The sequence below is a fragment of the Streptomyces sp. NBC_01520 genome (assembly GCF_045040375.1).
GTDB lineage: Bacteria > Actinomycetota > Actinomycetes > Streptomycetales > Streptomycetaceae > Streptomyces.
In genome coordinates this window covers 5,942,472-5,956,234 of the sequence record NZ_CP109404.1, presented here as the reverse complement: position 1 = coordinate 5,956,234, position 13,763 = coordinate 5,942,472, and the positions used below count along the sequence as shown (strand labels likewise).

General features: G+C 72.2%; 13 protein-coding genes. 3 read left to right on the top strand and 10 right to left on the bottom strand.

Going from position 1 to position 13,763, the window contains the following annotated elements; all coding sequences use genetic code 11:
* Nucleotides 1-65: 65 nt before the first annotated feature.
* Entirely contained in the window at nucleotides 66-980 is a 915-nt protein-coding gene (locus OG524_RS27140; RefSeq protein ID WP_405388250.1) for a hypothetical protein, read from the top strand.
* 13 nt (nucleotides 981-993) lie between these two features.
* Here OG524_RS27140 and OG524_RS27135 read toward each other — a convergent pair whose 3' ends face one another.
* The 3 genes from OG524_RS27135 to OG524_RS27125 are packed head-to-tail and all read right to left on the bottom strand — an operon-like array spanning nucleotide 994 to nucleotide 2,964.
* Nucleotides 994-1,299 carry an AzlD domain-containing protein gene (locus OG524_RS27135; RefSeq protein WP_405811816.1) on the bottom strand — a complete coding sequence of 102 codons (306 nt, stop codon included), beginning with the start codon at nucleotides 1,297-1,299 and terminating at the stop codon, nucleotides 994-996.
* Complete coding sequence (locus tag OG524_RS27130; protein WP_405388252.1) at nucleotides 1,296-2,090, bottom strand: AzlC family ABC transporter permease; 795 nt, start codon at nucleotides 2,088-2,090, stop codon at nucleotides 1,296-1,298. Before OG524_RS27130 ends, OG524_RS27135 begins: the two co-directional genes overlap by 4 nt.
* Nucleotides 2,091-2,100: 10 nt before the next feature.
* Complete coding sequence (locus OG524_RS27125) at nucleotides 2,101-2,964, bottom strand: AraC family transcriptional regulator (protein WP_405388253.1); 864 nt, start codon at nucleotides 2,962-2,964, stop codon at nucleotides 2,101-2,103.
* Between the two features lie 102 nt (nucleotides 2,965-3,066).
* Here OG524_RS27125 and OG524_RS27120 point away from each other — a divergent pair, with 102 nt between their 5' ends.
* Complete coding sequence (locus tag OG524_RS27120) at nucleotides 3,067-7,764, top strand: DEAD/DEAH box helicase (RefSeq protein ID WP_405811815.1); 4,698 nt, start codon at nucleotides 3,067-3,069, stop codon at nucleotides 7,762-7,764.
* A 160-nt stretch (nucleotides 7,765-7,924) separates the two neighbouring features.
* Nucleotides 7,925-8,731: an Fpg/Nei family DNA glycosylase gene (locus tag OG524_RS27115; protein ID WP_405388255.1), complete on the top strand. Its 807-nt coding sequence runs from the start codon at nucleotides 7,925-7,927 to the stop codon at nucleotides 8,729-8,731.
* A gap of 152 nt (nucleotides 8,732-8,883) precedes the next feature.
* Here the strand turns inward: OG524_RS27115 and OG524_RS27110 are convergent, their stop codons facing one another.
* The 7 genes from OG524_RS27110 to rimO form a co-directional block, all read right to left on the bottom strand.
* Entirely contained in the window at nucleotides 8,884-9,111 is a 228-nt protein-coding gene (locus OG524_RS27110; RefSeq protein ID WP_405388256.1) for a hypothetical protein, read from the bottom strand.
* Nucleotides 9,112-9,386: 275 nt separating this feature from the next.
* A complete protein-coding gene (locus tag OG524_RS27105; RefSeq protein ID WP_405388257.1) occupies nucleotides 9,387-9,581 on the bottom strand; it encodes a CsbD family protein in 195 nt (64 codons plus the stop codon).
* 53 nt (nucleotides 9,582-9,634) lie between these two features.
* A complete protein-coding gene (locus OG524_RS27100; protein WP_405388259.1) occupies nucleotides 9,635-10,105 on the bottom strand; it encodes a Dps family protein in 471 nt (156 codons plus the stop codon).
* A gap of 227 nt (nucleotides 10,106-10,332) precedes the next feature.
* A complete protein-coding gene (locus OG524_RS27095; protein ID WP_018105285.1) occupies nucleotides 10,333-10,716 on the bottom strand; it encodes a helix-turn-helix domain-containing protein in 384 nt (127 codons plus the stop codon).
* Between the two features lie 109 nt (nucleotides 10,717-10,825).
* Nucleotides 10,826-11,338, bottom strand: coding sequence for a CinA family protein (locus OG524_RS27090; protein WP_405811814.1), 513 nt, complete (start codon nucleotides 11,336-11,338; stop codon nucleotides 10,826-10,828).
* The gene (gene pgsA, locus OG524_RS27085) at nucleotides 11,335-12,150 is read right to left on the bottom strand and encodes a CDP-diacylglycerol--glycerol-3-phosphate 3-phosphatidyltransferase (RefSeq protein ID WP_405388261.1); all 816 of its coding nucleotides are present in this window, start codon (nucleotides 12,148-12,150) and stop codon (nucleotides 11,335-11,337) included. The genes OG524_RS27090 and pgsA overlap by 4 nt, the downstream gene beginning before the upstream one ends.
* Complete coding sequence (rimO, locus tag OG524_RS27080; protein WP_361900777.1) at nucleotides 12,147-13,625, bottom strand: 30S ribosomal protein S12 methylthiotransferase RimO; 1,479 nt, start codon at nucleotides 13,623-13,625, stop codon at nucleotides 12,147-12,149. The genes pgsA and rimO overlap by 4 nt, the downstream gene beginning before the upstream one ends.
* Between the last annotated feature and the right edge of the window lie 138 nt (nucleotides 13,626-13,763).

Below are 13,763 nucleotides of genomic sequence, written 5' to 3'. Positions count from 1 at the left end.
CTCCTGAGAGTGCAGCCGAGCCGGGTGGGCCCTTTCGGCGGTGCTTCGCCCTCTACGGTCGGTCCATGGCTGGAACCGGAGCAAGTACCCTCGCCCGCGCCGAGCAGTTCATCTGGCTCACCGCCCGTGTCCTCGAACAGCGGCGGTTCGCCCATCTCTTCCTGGACGGGAGCGCGGACGCCGTGGAGACCGCCCTCGCCGCCTATCTGAACGAGGACGGCGGCTACGGTCACGCGCTCGAACCCGACCTGCGCGGGCCGGTGAGCCAGCCGCTGCACACCGCGCACGCCCTGAGCGTCCTCGACTCGATCGGGCGTTGCGGCGGTATGCGCGTCGAGCGGATCTGCCGCTATCTGACCGACGTGTCGACGAAGGAGGGAGCTCTGCCCGCGCTCCACCCCTCGCAGCGCGGTTATCCCGCCGCTCCCTTCATCCCGGTCGTCGACGACCCGCCCGCCGAACTGCTGGCCACGGGGCCCGTGGTCGGGCTGCTGCACCGCAACCAGGTGTGGCACGCCTGGCTGTTCCGGGCCACCGACTTCTGCTGGGCCGCCGTCGACGCGCTGGAGCAGTCGCACCCGTACGAGATCGAGGCGGCAGTCGCCTTCCTCGACGGCGTCCCCGACCGGGCACGCGCGGAAGCCGCCGCCGACCGGCTGGGGCACCTGGTCCGTGAGCAGCGCCTGGTGGTGCTGGATCCGCGGCGGCGTGCCGAGTACCCGGTGGCGCCCGGTTACGCGCCGGGGGAGCACCACTTCCCGTACGACTACGCCCGCACCCCCGGGTCGTTCGCGCGCCGCTGGTTCAGCGAGGCCGAGCTGGAGGCCTCTCTGGACCATCTGTCGGGTGAGCAGGAAGGGGACGGGGGCTGGCCGGTGAGCTGGCGGCAGTGGGCGCCCGGTACGGCCCTGGAGGGGCGCCCGATCGTGACGCTCAAGGCCCTGCAGACCCTCCGGGCGTACGGACGTGGCCTCCGCTGATCCGCGACGTCGCCTACGCCAGGGCGCGTACCCCCGCGGTGACCACGACGGCGGCGCCGACCACGACGAGGAAGGGGGCCCGCAGGACGAGTGCCAGGGCCGCTGCGGCGAGCCCTGCGGCCCGGGCGTCCAGCACCATCTGTTGGCCGTCGCCGAACGTCTGCTGGGCGGTGAGGGCCGCGAGCAGCGCCACCGGCAGGAGCGCTGCCAGCCGTTGCACGAGGGGCCGCTCCAGCATTCCGGCGGGTACGAGCAGTCCCAGGAGCTTCGCGAGGTAGCAGCCCACGGCGGTGAGTCCGATGGCGATCCAGATGTTCATCGGCCCTCCCGGGTCTTCGTCGTACGGTCGGTGGCGGTCCCGTCCGTGCCCTTCTTCCCGCGCCCCATCAGGAAGAGCACGACGGGGGCGGCCAGGGCCGACAGGAGCACGGGCACGCCCGCCGGCAGGACCGGCAGGAGCCCCAGCGCCGGCAGGACCGCGAGCCCTGCCGTGAGACGCTCCCCGGTGGTCTTCAGCATCGGCGCGAGCAGGGCCAGGAACACGGCCGGGCTCGCCGCGTCCAGACCCCAGGTGTCGGTGTCGCCGAGGGCCTCCGCCCCGAGGGCACCGACCAGGGTGGTCAGGTTCCACAGGACGTAGAGGGTGAGCCCGGTGACGGTGAAGCCGATGCGGGCGGCACGGCGGGTGGGCTGGGCCAGGGTGACCGCGGTCGTCTCGTCGATGACCCACTGGGCGGCGAACGGGCGCAGCGCGCGTGGCAGGGAGAGCAGCTGGGACAGCCGCAGCCCGTAGAAGGCGTTGCGTACGCCCAGGAAGAACGCCCCGGCCGCCGCGGTGTACGGATTGCCGCCGGCCGCGAGCGCGCCGACCAGGGCGAACTGTGAGGCGCCGGTGAAGACGAGGAGGCTGAGCGCGCAGGTCTGCAACAGGGGCAGTCCGGATCCGGCGGAGGTGACGCCGAAGGCGAAGCCGGAGAGCCCCACGGCTATGCCGACGCCGAGTGCGTCCCGGACGACCGCGGAGTCCGGCTTCTCCGTGGGCGCGCGTGGGACATCGGCCGTGGCGCCGGGCACTCCGGCGCTCTGAGGGGGTGCTGTTCGTTCTGCCACGCCCGGCACGTTACGGGGAGGGGGCGGCACCGGTCTTGTACGTTCTTGCACGTTCGCGCTGGTAGGCGCCCGGAGGCACTCCCACGATCCGGGTGAAGTGACGGTTGAGATGCGGCTGGTCGGTGAAGCCGACGGCGGTGGCCGCCGCGGCGGGCGCGGTCCCCGCGTCGAGCATGCGGCGTGCCCGGCGCACCCGGGCGTCGGTGAGCCAGGTGTGCGGGGGCATCCCGTACTGCTTCTTGAAGGCCCGCAGCAGTGCGAACGGCCGGGTGCCCAGTTCGGCCGCGAGCGTCTCCAGGGTCGGCGGCCGGTCCATCCGCTCCTCCAGTACGGCTCGCGCGCGGGCGGCGTCGCGGGCGCCGGCGGAGTGGAGTGCCCTGGCGGGCAGCACGCTGCCGTGGCGGTCGAGCAGTCCGGCGACCATGACGCGCAGGACGCTGTCGGCCGCCAGCGCGTTGCCCTCCTCCGCCGCCCGGTGGACCTCCGAGATCAGCCGGGCGGCCTGCGCGTCCACGGCGCTGGTCTCCGCGAAGCCGACGGTGCCGCGCAGGCTCGTCAGGTCGGCCGCGATGTCGTTGATCACCTGTGCGGAGGGGTAGAGCGTGGCGTACACCCATCCTTCCGGCACTCCGGCGCGGGCCGTGTGCGGCACCTCCGGGTTGATCATGACGACCGTGCCGGGACCGGCGTGCACGGTGCCGTCGGGCAGTCCGACGTCCTCGATGCCCTGGGTGATCGTGCCGAAGACGTAGCCCTCGTGGCTGTGGCGCGGGAAGGTGTGGCGGACGTACCGGGCGCGGAGCAGATCGAGTTCGGGCAGTTCCGCGTACTGCCAGTACCTCGCCCACTCCTTCGGTGCGTCCGCTGCCGCCATACGGGCATTCTCACAGGTCCGGCCCCATGTCCGCAGTTCGGGAGGTGAGCGTCGGGGCACGTTCGCCGCCCGATGTCAGTGCCGGGGTGCACGATGGGTGGCATGGCCGGTTCCGCACTCGATTCGTTCTCGCCCGCGACCCGCAGCTGGTTCACGGGTGCCTTCGACGCGCCCACCGCGGCGCAGGAGGGCGCCTGGCGGGCCATCGGCGAGGGTTCCGACGTGCTGGTCGTCGCACCGACCGGATCGGGGAAGACGCTCGCCGCCTTCCTCGCCTCGCTGGACCGGCTCGCGGCCGTCCCGCCGCCCGCGGAGGCCAGGAAGCGCTGCCGCGTGCTGTACGTGTCGCCCCTGAAGGCACTCGCGGTCGATGTGGAGCGCAATCTGCGCTCGCCGCTGACGGGCATCCGCCAGGAGTCGGTGCGGCTGGGGCTGCCCGAGCCGGAGGTGCGGGTGGGGATCCGTTCCGGCGACACCCCGCCGGCCGAGCGCCGCTCGATGGCGACGAGGCCCCCGGACATCCTCATCACCACTCCCGAGTCGCTGTTCCTGATGCTCACCTCGTCGGCCCGGGAGGCGCTGGCGGGGGTCGAGACGGTCATCCTGGACGAGGTGCACGCCGTCGCGGGGACGAAGCGCGGTGCCCATCTCGCCGTGTCCCTGGAGCGTCTGGACGAGCTGCTGCCGCGGCCCGCCCGTCGTATCGGCCTGTCGGCGACGGTCCGCCCGGTCGACGAGGTTGCGCGGTTCCTTTCGCCGCAGCGACGGGTGGAGATCGTCCAGCCCCCGTCGGCCAAGGAGTTCGACCTCTCCGTCGTCGTCCCGGTGGAGGATCTCGGTGAGCTGGGCGGTTCCCCGGCCACCGACAGCGGGTCCGGTCAGTCGGACAAACCATCGATCTGGCCGCATGTCGAGGAGCGCATCGCCGATCTCGTCCAGGCGCACCGCTCCACGATCGTGTTCGCCAATTCGCGGCGGCTGGCCGAGCGTCTGTGCAACCGGCTCAACGAGATCGCGTACGAGCGGGCGACGGGCACCGTGTTCGAGGAGCAGACGTCCGTCGGACCGCTGCCGGAGTCCCACTCCCCCGCGGAGATCATGGCTCAGTCCGGGGCGGCCAAGGGGGCGCCCGCGCTCCTGGCCCGCGCGCACCACGGCTCCGTTTCCAAGGAGCAGCGCTCCCAGGTCGAGGAGGATCTCAAGGCGGGCCGGCTGCCCGCCGTGGTCGCCACATCGAGCCTGGAGCTGGGCATCGACATGGGTGCGGTCGATCTGGTGATCCAGGTCGAGTCGCCGCCGTCCGTCGCCTCGGGGCTGCAGCGGGTGGGCCGCGCCGGGCACCAGGTGGGTGCCGTGTCCACCGGCGTCGTCTTCCCCAAATACCGGGGGGACCTGGTCCAGGCGGCCGTCGTCACCGAACGGATGCGGGTGGGTGCCATCGAGGCGCTGCGCATCCCGTCCAACCCGCTGGACGTGCTCGCCCAGCAGATCGTCGCCGTGGTCGCGCTCGACACCCGGCAGGCGGACGACCTGCTGGCCCTCGTCCGCCGGGCCGCGCCGTTCGCGTCGCTCCCCGAATCCGCGTTCACCGCCGTGCTCGACATGCTCGCCGGGCGCTATCCGTCCGACGCCTTCGCGGAGCTGCGCCCCCGCGTGGTGTGGGACCGCGTCGCCGGTACGGTCACGGGCCGCCCGGGCGCCCAGCGGCTCGCCGTCACCTCGGGCGGCACCATTCCCGACCGTGGCCTCTTCGGCGTCTTCCTCGCCGGTTCCGACCCGAAGAAGGGGGGCGGACGGGTCGGTGAGCTGGACGAGGAGATGGTGTACGAGTCACGGGTCGGCGACGTCTTCACCCTGGGCACGACGTCCTGGCGGATCGAGGACATCACCAGGGACCGGGTCCTCGTCACGCCCGCCCCCGGCGTGCCGGGACGCCTGCCGTTCTGGAAGGGCGACCAGCTGGGCCGCCCGCTGGAGCTGGGCCGTGCGCTGGGCGCGTTCCTGCGGGAGGTCGGCGGGCTGTCTCCCGAGGACGCCCGGCTCCGCCTGCTCGCCGCGGGCCTCGACGCCTGGGCGGCGGACAACATCCTGTCGTACCTGGACGAGCAGCGGCGTGCCTGCGGCCATGTCCCCGACGACCGGACGATTCTCGTCGAGCGGTTCCGCGACGAGCTGGGTGACTGGCGGGTCGTGGTGCATTCGCCGTTCGGCGCCCAGGTCCACGCCCCGTGGGCACTCGCCCTGTCCGCCCGGCTCGGCGAGCGGTACGGCATGGACGCCCAGGTCATGCACGCGGACGACGGCATCGTGCTGCGCCTGCCCGACGCCGACCTGATGGGTGCGGACTTCCTGGACTTCGATCCCGTACGGGCGGATCCCGGCCAGGAGGCGCCCCGTGCGCCGGGACCGGTCTTCCCCGGTGCCGGATTCGACAGTGACCAGCCACCCGTGGGTGCCGCCGATGTGGTCTTCGACAAGGGGGAGATCGGCCAGGTCGTCACGGAACAGGTGGGCGGTTCGGCCTTGTTCGCCTCCCGGTTCCGCGAATGCGCGGCGCGTGCACTGCTGTTGCCCCGGCGCAGCCCGGGAAAGCGCACTCCGCTCTGGCAGCAGCGCCAGCGCGCGTCCCAGCTGCTCCAGGTGGCCTCCGAATTCGGTTCCTTCCCGATCGTCCTGGAGGCGGTCCGGGAGTGCCTCCAGGACGTCTTCGACGTCCCCGGGCTGACGGAGCTGATGGGCGATCTGGAGGCGCGCCGCATCCGCCTGGTCGAGGTGACCACCCCCGAGCCGTCGCCGTTCGCCCGCTCGCTCCTCTTCGGCTACGTCGCACAGTTCCTGTACGAGGGTGACTCCCCGCTCGCCGAGCGGCGGGCAGCCGCGCTCTCGCTCGACTCCCACCTGCTGGCCGAGCTGCTCGGACAGGCGGAGCTCCGCGAGCTGCTGGACGCCGATGTCCTGGGCGAGCTGGAGCGGGAACTGCAGTGGCTGACCGAGGACCGGAGGATCAAGGACGTCGAGGGTGTCGCCGATCTCCTGCGCGTCCTCGGCCCGCTCACCGACGCCGAGCTGGCCGAGCGCGGCGCGGAGCCGCAGTGGGCGCCGGAGCTGGAGACGGCCCGGCGGTCCATCCGGGTACGCATCGGCGGATCCGCGCACTGGGCGGCCGTCGAGGACGCGGGCCGGCTGCGGGACGCGCTCGGCACCGCGCTGCCCGTGGGTGTTCCCGAGGCCTTCACCGAGCCGGTGAAGGATCCGCTCGGCGACCTGCTCGCCCGTCACGCGCGTACGCACGGCCCGTTCACCACCACCCGGGCGGCAGGCCGCTTCGGCCTCGGTACCGCCGTCACCGAGGGCGCGTTGCAGCGGCTCGCCGCTTCGGGCCGCGTCGTCCAGGGCGAGTTCCATCCTGCGGGCATCGGCCAGGAGTGGTGCGACGCCACGGTGCTGCGGCGGCTGCGACGCCGTTCGCTCGCCGCGCTCCGCGAGGAGCTGGAGCCGGTGCCCCCGGCCGCGCTGGCGGGCTTCCTGCCCCAGTGGCAGCATCTCGGCGACAACAGCCTGCGCGGAATCGACGGACTGGCCCGTGCCATCGAGCAGTTGCAGGGCGCCCCGGTCCCCGCGTCGGCGCTGGAGAAGCTGATCCTGCCGAGCCGTGTCGCGGGGTACTCCCCCGCCCTGCTCGACGAGCTCACGACCACCGGCGAGGTCGTCTGGGCCGGTGTGGGATCGCTCCCCGGAAAGGACGGCTGGCTGTCCCTCTACCTCGCCGACAGCGCGCCACTGCTCCTGCCGCCGCCCCATCCGCTGGAGCAGACCGCACTGCACGAATCGGTCCTCACCGTCCTGTCCGGCGGTTACGGACTCTTCTTCCGGCAGATCGCCGACCAGGTGCGCGCCACCACCCACCCGGACTGCACGGACCCCCAACTGGCCGAAATCCTCTGGGACCTGGTCTGGTCCGGCCGTCTCACCAACGACACCCTCGCCCCGCTGCGCTCGCTCCTCGGCTCGGGGCGCACGGCGGGTTCCACCGCGCACCGCGCGAAGCGCAGTGTGCCGCGCGGCCGTTACGGGTCACTCACCGCGGCCGCCCGTCCGGCGTCCCGCACCGGCCCGCCGACCGTGTCGGGACGCTGGTCGCTGCTGCCTCCGGCCGAGCCCGAGCGGACCCACCGCGCGCATGCCCTGGCCCGGACGCTCCTCGACCGCCACGGTGTGGTGACCCGCGGCGCGGTGCAGGCCGAGGGTGTCGAAGGCGGGTTCTCGGCGACGTACCGCGTCCTCGCCGCGTTCGAGGACAGCGGGCAGGCGCGCCGCGGGTATGTCGTCGAGGGTCTGGGAGCGGCCCAGTTCGCGATGGACGGCGCCGTGGACCGGCTGCGGGCCGCGTCCACCGCCCGCGACCGCAGGGACCCCGGCACGGCACCCCGCGCGCTGGTCCTCGCGGCAGCCGACCCGGCCAACGCGTACGGCGCCGCGCTGCCCTGGCCCGAGTCCCCGGACGGCGCGGGGCACAAACCGGGCCGCAAGGCGGGGGCGCTGGTCGTTCTTGTCGACGGCGAGCTGACGCTGTACATGGAGCGCGGCGGCAAGACGCTGCTGGCCTGGCCGGCCGACCCCGCCGACCCGGCACTCGTCGCGGCGGCCGAGGCGCTCGCGTCGGCGGCCCGCGCGGGAACGCTCGGCACGGTCACGGTGGAGCGCACCAACGGCGCCTCGTCCCTCACCTCCCCCCTGGGGCGCACCCTGGAGGCGGCCGGCTTCCTCGCCACGCCGAGGGGGTTGCGTCTGCGCGCCTGAGACCGGGAGGAGGAGCGCCCGGTCCTCGCTCTCGTACGAGCCGACGCCCGGCCCTGGGGACGGCCCCGGCTCGTGGGGCTGCCCGGCGCCCCGTCCGGCCCGGCCGCCCGCGGGGCTGTCGCAGGCACCGTACGGGGCGGGCGCCGCGCATCATGGACGCATGCCCGAAGGTGACACCGTCCTGCAGACCGCCAGGCGTCTCGACACGGCGCTCGCGGGCCATGTACTGACCCGCTCCGATCTTCGGGTGCCACGGTTCGCCACGGCCGACCTGACGGGCCGGACCGTCCTCGATGTCGCCGCACGCGGCAAGCACCTCCTGACCCGTTTCGAGGGCGGGCTCACCCTCCACAGCCATCTGCGGATGGACGGCGCCTGGCGCGTCTACGGTCCGGGCGAACGCTGGCAGGGCGGCCCCGCCCATCAGATCCGGGCGGTGCTCGCCACCGCGGAGCACACCGCCGTCGGCTATCGCCTCCCCGTTCTGGAGCTGCTCCGCACCCAGGACGAGGAGCGGGTCGTCGGCCACCTCGGCCCCGATCTGCTGGGACCCGGCTGGGACCCGGACGCCGCCCTGCGCAATCTGCTCGCGGAACCCACGCGCCCCCTGGGCGAGGCACTGCTGGACCAGCGCAACCTGGCCGGTATCGGCAATGTCTACAAGTGCGAGCTCTGCTTCCTCGCCCGCGTCACCCCCTGGCTGCCCGTGGGTGAGCTTCCGCTGCCCCTCGCCGCAGGTCTGGTGGACACGGCCGAGCGGCTTCTGCAGGCGAACCGCGACCGCCCGACCCGGACCACGACGGGCCCCACCGCCGCCCTCGGCCGGGGCGGCGCGCCCGAACGGCTCTTCGTCTACGGCCGCACCCACCGCCCCTGTCTGCGCTGCCGTACGCCGATCCGTTCGGCGGACCAGGACGGCCGCCCCACCTACTGGTGTCCGCGGTGCCAGTCGGGCCCCACCGGCTGAGAAGCACCTCGAAGAACGCTCACCCTCGGTCACCTGCCACGGATCGGACCAGTCGGAGACCTGGTCGCCCCTCGGGGCCGCTCGGAGACTTGCTCACAGATCACGGCCGCCCGGAGACCGGCTGCCACAGATCAGGGCCGCCCGCGGACCCGTCACGGATCGGGGCGCCCAGCCCCGGATCCTCCGTCGTCGCCCTGCCCGTCCTCACGGCCGGGCCGTGCGAGCGCCGCCACGTGGACGGGCAGCAGACTCAGCCCCCACCCGCCCGCTGCCACGGCACCCTCGACGAGGCCGGCGTGCTGCGGCTCCAGCAGCAGCCTCAGCACCGCCCACCACCACACGCCGCCGAGGACGAGCAGCGGCACCCATCGGCGCACCATGCCTGCCTCCTCCGGCCGACGCCGGTACGGCTCGATCTTCTGACGGAGGGGCGCATCGGTGCATTGCCCAGCGTGCACGGCGTGAACAGACCGAAGACTCGCGCTCTCTCCCAGGGCCGCCACGCCTGAAGGTGGACCGCGGCCCTTCCCGCAGTTTCCCCCGGGACCGCTCCGCCTGCATCCCGCGTCCCATGACTGTGCCCCCGCCACAAGAAATCGGCGGGGGCACGTAGTCGCGCTAACAGGCAGGGAAGTTCCGCGGAAGGCGCCTGGGCCTAACGCCCGTCGCCGTCGGTCAGGGAGTCCTTCACGCCCTTGGCGCGTTCACCGGCCTCACCCAGAGCGCCTTCCGCCTTGGCCTTGGCCTGGTCGGTCTTGCCCTCGGTCTCCTTGCGCCGGTCACCGGTGAGCTTGCCGGTCGCTTCCTTGGCCTTGCCCTTGAGCTTGTCCTTGGCGTTGTCGTCGGTCATCTTCGGCTCCTCGCTCGCTGGTCAGGTGGTCGGACGGCCGGGCAGGAGAACGGTCAGGCGCTCTCCGCCTGGAACATCCACGCATGCTTCTCGAGGTCCGCCGTCAGCGTGATCAGGATGTCCTGGCTGACGGGGTCCGGCTCGGCGGTCGCCTCGATCCGCTCCCTCATGCGGTCGACGACCACACGAAGGGCGTCCACGAGTGCCCGTACCGCGTCCACGTCCTTGATCCAGCCGTCGGGCACGGAGTCGATGGCCGTCGTCTTCGCCAGGGTGCGGGACCGCCCGTCCGGATTGACGCCGATGGCGGACGCCCTCTCCGCGACCGTGTCCGAGTGCTGCCGCGCCGTGTCCACGACCTCGTCGAGCTGTAGGTGCACGGACCGGAAGCGCGGACCGACCACATTCCAGTGGACCTGCTTGGCCGCCAGGGAGAGGTCGATCAGGTCGACCAGAGCGCCTTGGAGCGCGTCTCCCACGACCTTGCGGTCGCCTTCGGACAGTGGGCTCTTCACGACAGACATGCACCTCTCCGATCAGATAGCAGTACAGACAGCTGTTCGGCTTACCACCTGTCCACGATGGCACATACGACACAAAAGAGTCATTCGGGCGACTTCCCGAGGGGCCGTCACCCGGCCTCACATCACGCCTGCCCGGCGACCGGCTCCGCACACCCGGAATGCCGGAAGCCCCGGCCGGGCCCACAAAGGGCCGGCCGGGGCTTCCGGTTCACCATGAACCACGCAGGTCAGGCGGCGACGACATCCACCGCTTCCGCGGGCGCCTTGATGGTCACGCGTCCCGTCGGCACGCCTGCCACCGACGTCACGGAGACCGAATTGAGCATTGGGCGTACCGGCACAGGCACCGGGTCGCTGGCAGCTGCCGACTCGGCCAGCTCAGCCAGGGACAGTTCATCGCTCACTTCACGCATGAGCTCGGACATCCGTACGTCAAGCGCGTCGCAAATGGCGGAGAGCAGCTCGGAGGATGCCTCCTTCTGCCCCCGCTCCACCTCGGAGAGATAGCCGAGCGAGACTCGGGCGGACGAGGAGACTTCGCGCAGAGTACGGCCTTGGCGCTGGCGCTGCCGACGCAGCACGTCACCAAGCAGGCGACGGAGCAGAATCATCGGTGGCTCCCTCCTCGGACCGCGTAGCCGCATCCTTCACGCCCCACCGTACCGCCTTGCGCTGCGGCCGTGCGGGGAGCGATGTCGTGTTCACTCAGGGCTGCAAACATCAATTCCCCCCGTTCTGTTCCGTATCCTGTGCCCTCGCATTTTCGCCGAGTTCGCCGGAGAGCAGCTCGAGCACGCTCCGTACACTCTCTTTACGGATGTCCGCACGCCCGCCGTTCAACCTCAGCTCGGCGACTTTCTGTACGCCGCCCGGCCCGGAAACGGCCACGTAGACCGTCCCGACGGCCTTGCCGTCCTGCGCGTCGGGTCCCGCGACACCGGTGGTCGACACACCCCAGTCCGCGCCCAGGTTCCGTCGTACACCGGCCGCCATGGCGAGCGCGACATCGGGGTCGACCGCCCCCCGCTCGTCGAGGAGGGCCCCCTCGACGCCCAGCAGGTCCCGCTTGAGGGTCGTGGCGTACGCCGTGACGGACCCGCGGAAGGACTGCGAGGCACCGGGCACCGAGGTCAGCTCCGCGGCCACCAGGCCGCCCGTCAGGGACTCGGCGACGGCGAGCGTCTCACCACGCTCCCCCAGCCGGCGCAGCACCCGGGCCGCCCCGGACGTCACCGCTCGGCCTCCGCCGCACCTCTGGCCCCCGCGGAGGGCTTCACGACACCCTCGCCCACAGCGACACCTTCGCCGGGAGCACTGCCCGCGCCCGCACCGGGCCCCGTGCCCACACCGGCACCCGGACCCGCACCGGCCGCCGTGACCGCCTCCAGGGCCGCGGCCCGCTCGGCGGCGAGGCCCTTGCGGCGCAGCACGACGGCCTGGCGTACGTAGTCGAGCCCCGTGACGACCGTGAGCACGACGGCCGCCATCATCACCCAGAAGCGCAAGGTGGCCAGCGGCCCGGTCAGCACCAAGACGTACATGCCCACGGCCGTGCCCTGGGCCAGCGTCTTCATCTTGCCGCCCCGGCTGGCCGGGATCACCGCGTGCCGGATGACCCAGAACCGCATGAGCGTGATGCCCAGTTCCCTGAAGAGGATCACACCGGTGATCCACCACGGCAGGTCCCCGAGCCAGGAGAGGCTGATCAGGGCCGCGCCCATGATCGCCTTGTCGGCGATCGGGTCGGCGATCTTCCCGAAGTCCGTGACCAGGTTGTACGCACGCGCGAGGTGACCGTCGAAGAGGTCGGTGATCATCGCGACGGCGAACGCGGCCCAGGCGAACGCACGCCAGACCGGGTCGTAACCGCCGTCGTGCAGGAGCAGCATGACGAAGCCCGGGACCAGCAGCAGCCGCACCATGGTGAGGATGTTGGCGATGTTCCACAGGCCGGCCTGGTTGACGGCCGTCGCACCCAGCTTGCCGCCGCGGGGTACCGGCGTCGCGCCGGAGCCGCCTGCCGCGGATGCCGGGGCTCCCGTCATCTGGCTGCCTCCGCAAGCTCGTGGTGTTCGGCCACGAGGTCCACTCCCTCGGTGCCCACTGCCTTTGCCTCGACCATACGGCCCGGCACGAGCCCCTCGCGTGTGGTGAAGACGACCTGGCCGTCCGTTTCCGGCGCCTGGTGGGCCGCGCGGCCCACCGCGACCTCCCCGTCCTCGTCGGACTCCACGGACTCGACGAGGACCTGGAGGGTCTCGCCGACCCGCTCCTCGGCACGCTGCGAGGTGAGCTCCTCGGCCAGCTGCGAGATGTGGGCGAGGCGTTCGGCGATGACGTCGGCGTCCAGCTTGTTCTCGTAACCGACCGCTTCGGTGCCCTCCTCGTCGGAGTACCCGAAGACGCCGATGGCGTCCAGGCGCGCTCCGGTGAGGAAGCGTTCCAGTTCGGCGAGATCCGCCTCGGTCTCCCCCGGGAAGCCGACGATGAAGTTCGACCGGGCACCGGCCTGCGGCGCCTTGCCCCGGATGGTGTCCAGGAGCTCCAGGAAACGGTCCGTATCGCCGAACCGGCGCATCGCCCGCAGCACCCCCGGGGCGGAGTGCTGGAAGGAGAGGTCGAAATACGGGGCGACCTTCGGGGTCGAGGTGAGCACGTCGATCAGCCCGGGGCGCATCTCGGCGGGCTGGAGGTAACTGACGCGGATCCGCTCGATGCCGTCGACGTCGGCCAGCTCGGGCAGCAGAGTCTCCAGGAGCCTGATGTCGCCGAGGTCCTTGCCGTACGACGTGTTGTTCTCGGAGACCAGCATGACCTCCTTGACGCCCTGCTCGGCGAGCCAGCGCGTCTCCCCCAGCACGTCCGAGGGGCGCCGGGAGATGAAGGAACCCCGGAAGGACGGGATGGCGCAGAAGGAGCAGCGGCGGTCGCAGCCGGAGGCGAGCTTCACCGAGGCGACCGGGCTGGTGCCCAGCCTGCGGCGCAGCGGTGCCCGCGGCCCGGAGACCGGCGCGACGCCGTCCGGCAGGTCCGCGGGGGCCGGGGCGATCTCCTGGGCGTGGCCGGGCAGCGCGACGGCGGCGTCCTGCCGCTCGGCCGGGCTGATCGGGAGCAGCTTGCGCCGGTCCCGCGGGGTGTGGGAGGCGTGGATGCCACCGTTGAGGATGGTCTGCAGGCGGTCGGAGATGTCGGCGTAGTCGTCGAATCCGAGGACCCCGTCCGCTTCCGGCAGCGCCTCGGCAAGGTCCTTGCCGTAGCGCTCGGCCATGCAGCCGACGGCCACGACGGCCTGGGTTCTGCCGTGATCCTTCAGATCATTGGCTTCGAGCAGGGCGTCGACGGAGTCCTTCTTGGCGGCTTCGACGAATCCACAGGTGTTGACGACGGCGACATCCGCATCGGAGGCGTTCTCGACGAGATCCCAGCCGTCCGCTGCCAAGCGGCCTGCAAGCTCCTCCGAGTCCACCTCGTTACGGGCGCAGCCAAGAGTGACAAGGGCGACGGTACGGCGTTCGGGCATGGGCTCAAGACTACTTTGTCCCGGACCACGTCCTGCCGTGCAGGGTTCAACGCTACGGGGAGTGACCGGAAGCCCGGTGAAGCGGAAGGAAAACGGAAACGGTGAGCGCCCGGCAGGGCCGCCGGACGCTCACCGAAA

Excerpts from the sequence above, each read along its gene's own strand:
- OG524_RS27140 (WP_405388250.1), top strand. The coding sequence starts at position 66 with ATGGCTGGAACCGGAGCAAGTACCCTCGCCCGCGCCGAGCAGTTCATC.
- OG524_RS27135 (WP_405811816.1), bottom strand. The coding sequence starts at position 1,299 with ATGAACATCTGGATCGCCATCGGACTCACCGCCGTGGGCTGCTACCTC.
- OG524_RS27125 (WP_405388253.1), bottom strand. The coding sequence starts at position 2,964 with ATGGCGGCAGCGGACGCACCGAAGGAGTGGGCGAGGTACTGGCAGTAC.
- OG524_RS27120 (WP_405811815.1), top strand. The coding sequence starts at position 3,067 with ATGGCCGGTTCCGCACTCGATTCGTTCTCGCCCGCGACCCGCAGCTGG.
- OG524_RS27115 (WP_405388255.1), top strand. The coding sequence starts at position 7,925 with ATGCCCGAAGGTGACACCGTCCTGCAGACCGCCAGGCGTCTCGACACG.
- OG524_RS27110 (WP_405388256.1), bottom strand. The coding sequence starts at position 9,111 with ATGGTGCGCCGATGGGTGCCGCTGCTCGTCCTCGGCGGCGTGTGGTGG.
- OG524_RS27105 (WP_405388257.1), bottom strand. The coding sequence starts at position 9,581 with ATGACCGACGACAACGCCAAGGACAAGCTCAAGGGCAAGGCCAAGGAA.
- OG524_RS27100 (WP_405388259.1), bottom strand. The coding sequence starts at position 10,105 with ATGTCTGTCGTGAAGAGCCCACTGTCCGAAGGCGACCGCAAGGTCGTG.
- OG524_RS27095 (WP_018105285.1), bottom strand. The coding sequence starts at position 10,716 with ATGATTCTGCTCCGTCGCCTGCTTGGTGACGTGCTGCGTCGGCAGCGC.
- pgsA (WP_405388261.1), bottom strand. The coding sequence starts at position 12,150 with ATGACGGGAGCCCCGGCATCCGCGGCAGGCGGCTCCGGCGCGACGCCG.
- rimO (WP_361900777.1), bottom strand. The coding sequence starts at position 13,625 with ATGCCCGAACGCCGTACCGTCGCCCTTGTCACTCTTGGCTGCGCCCGT.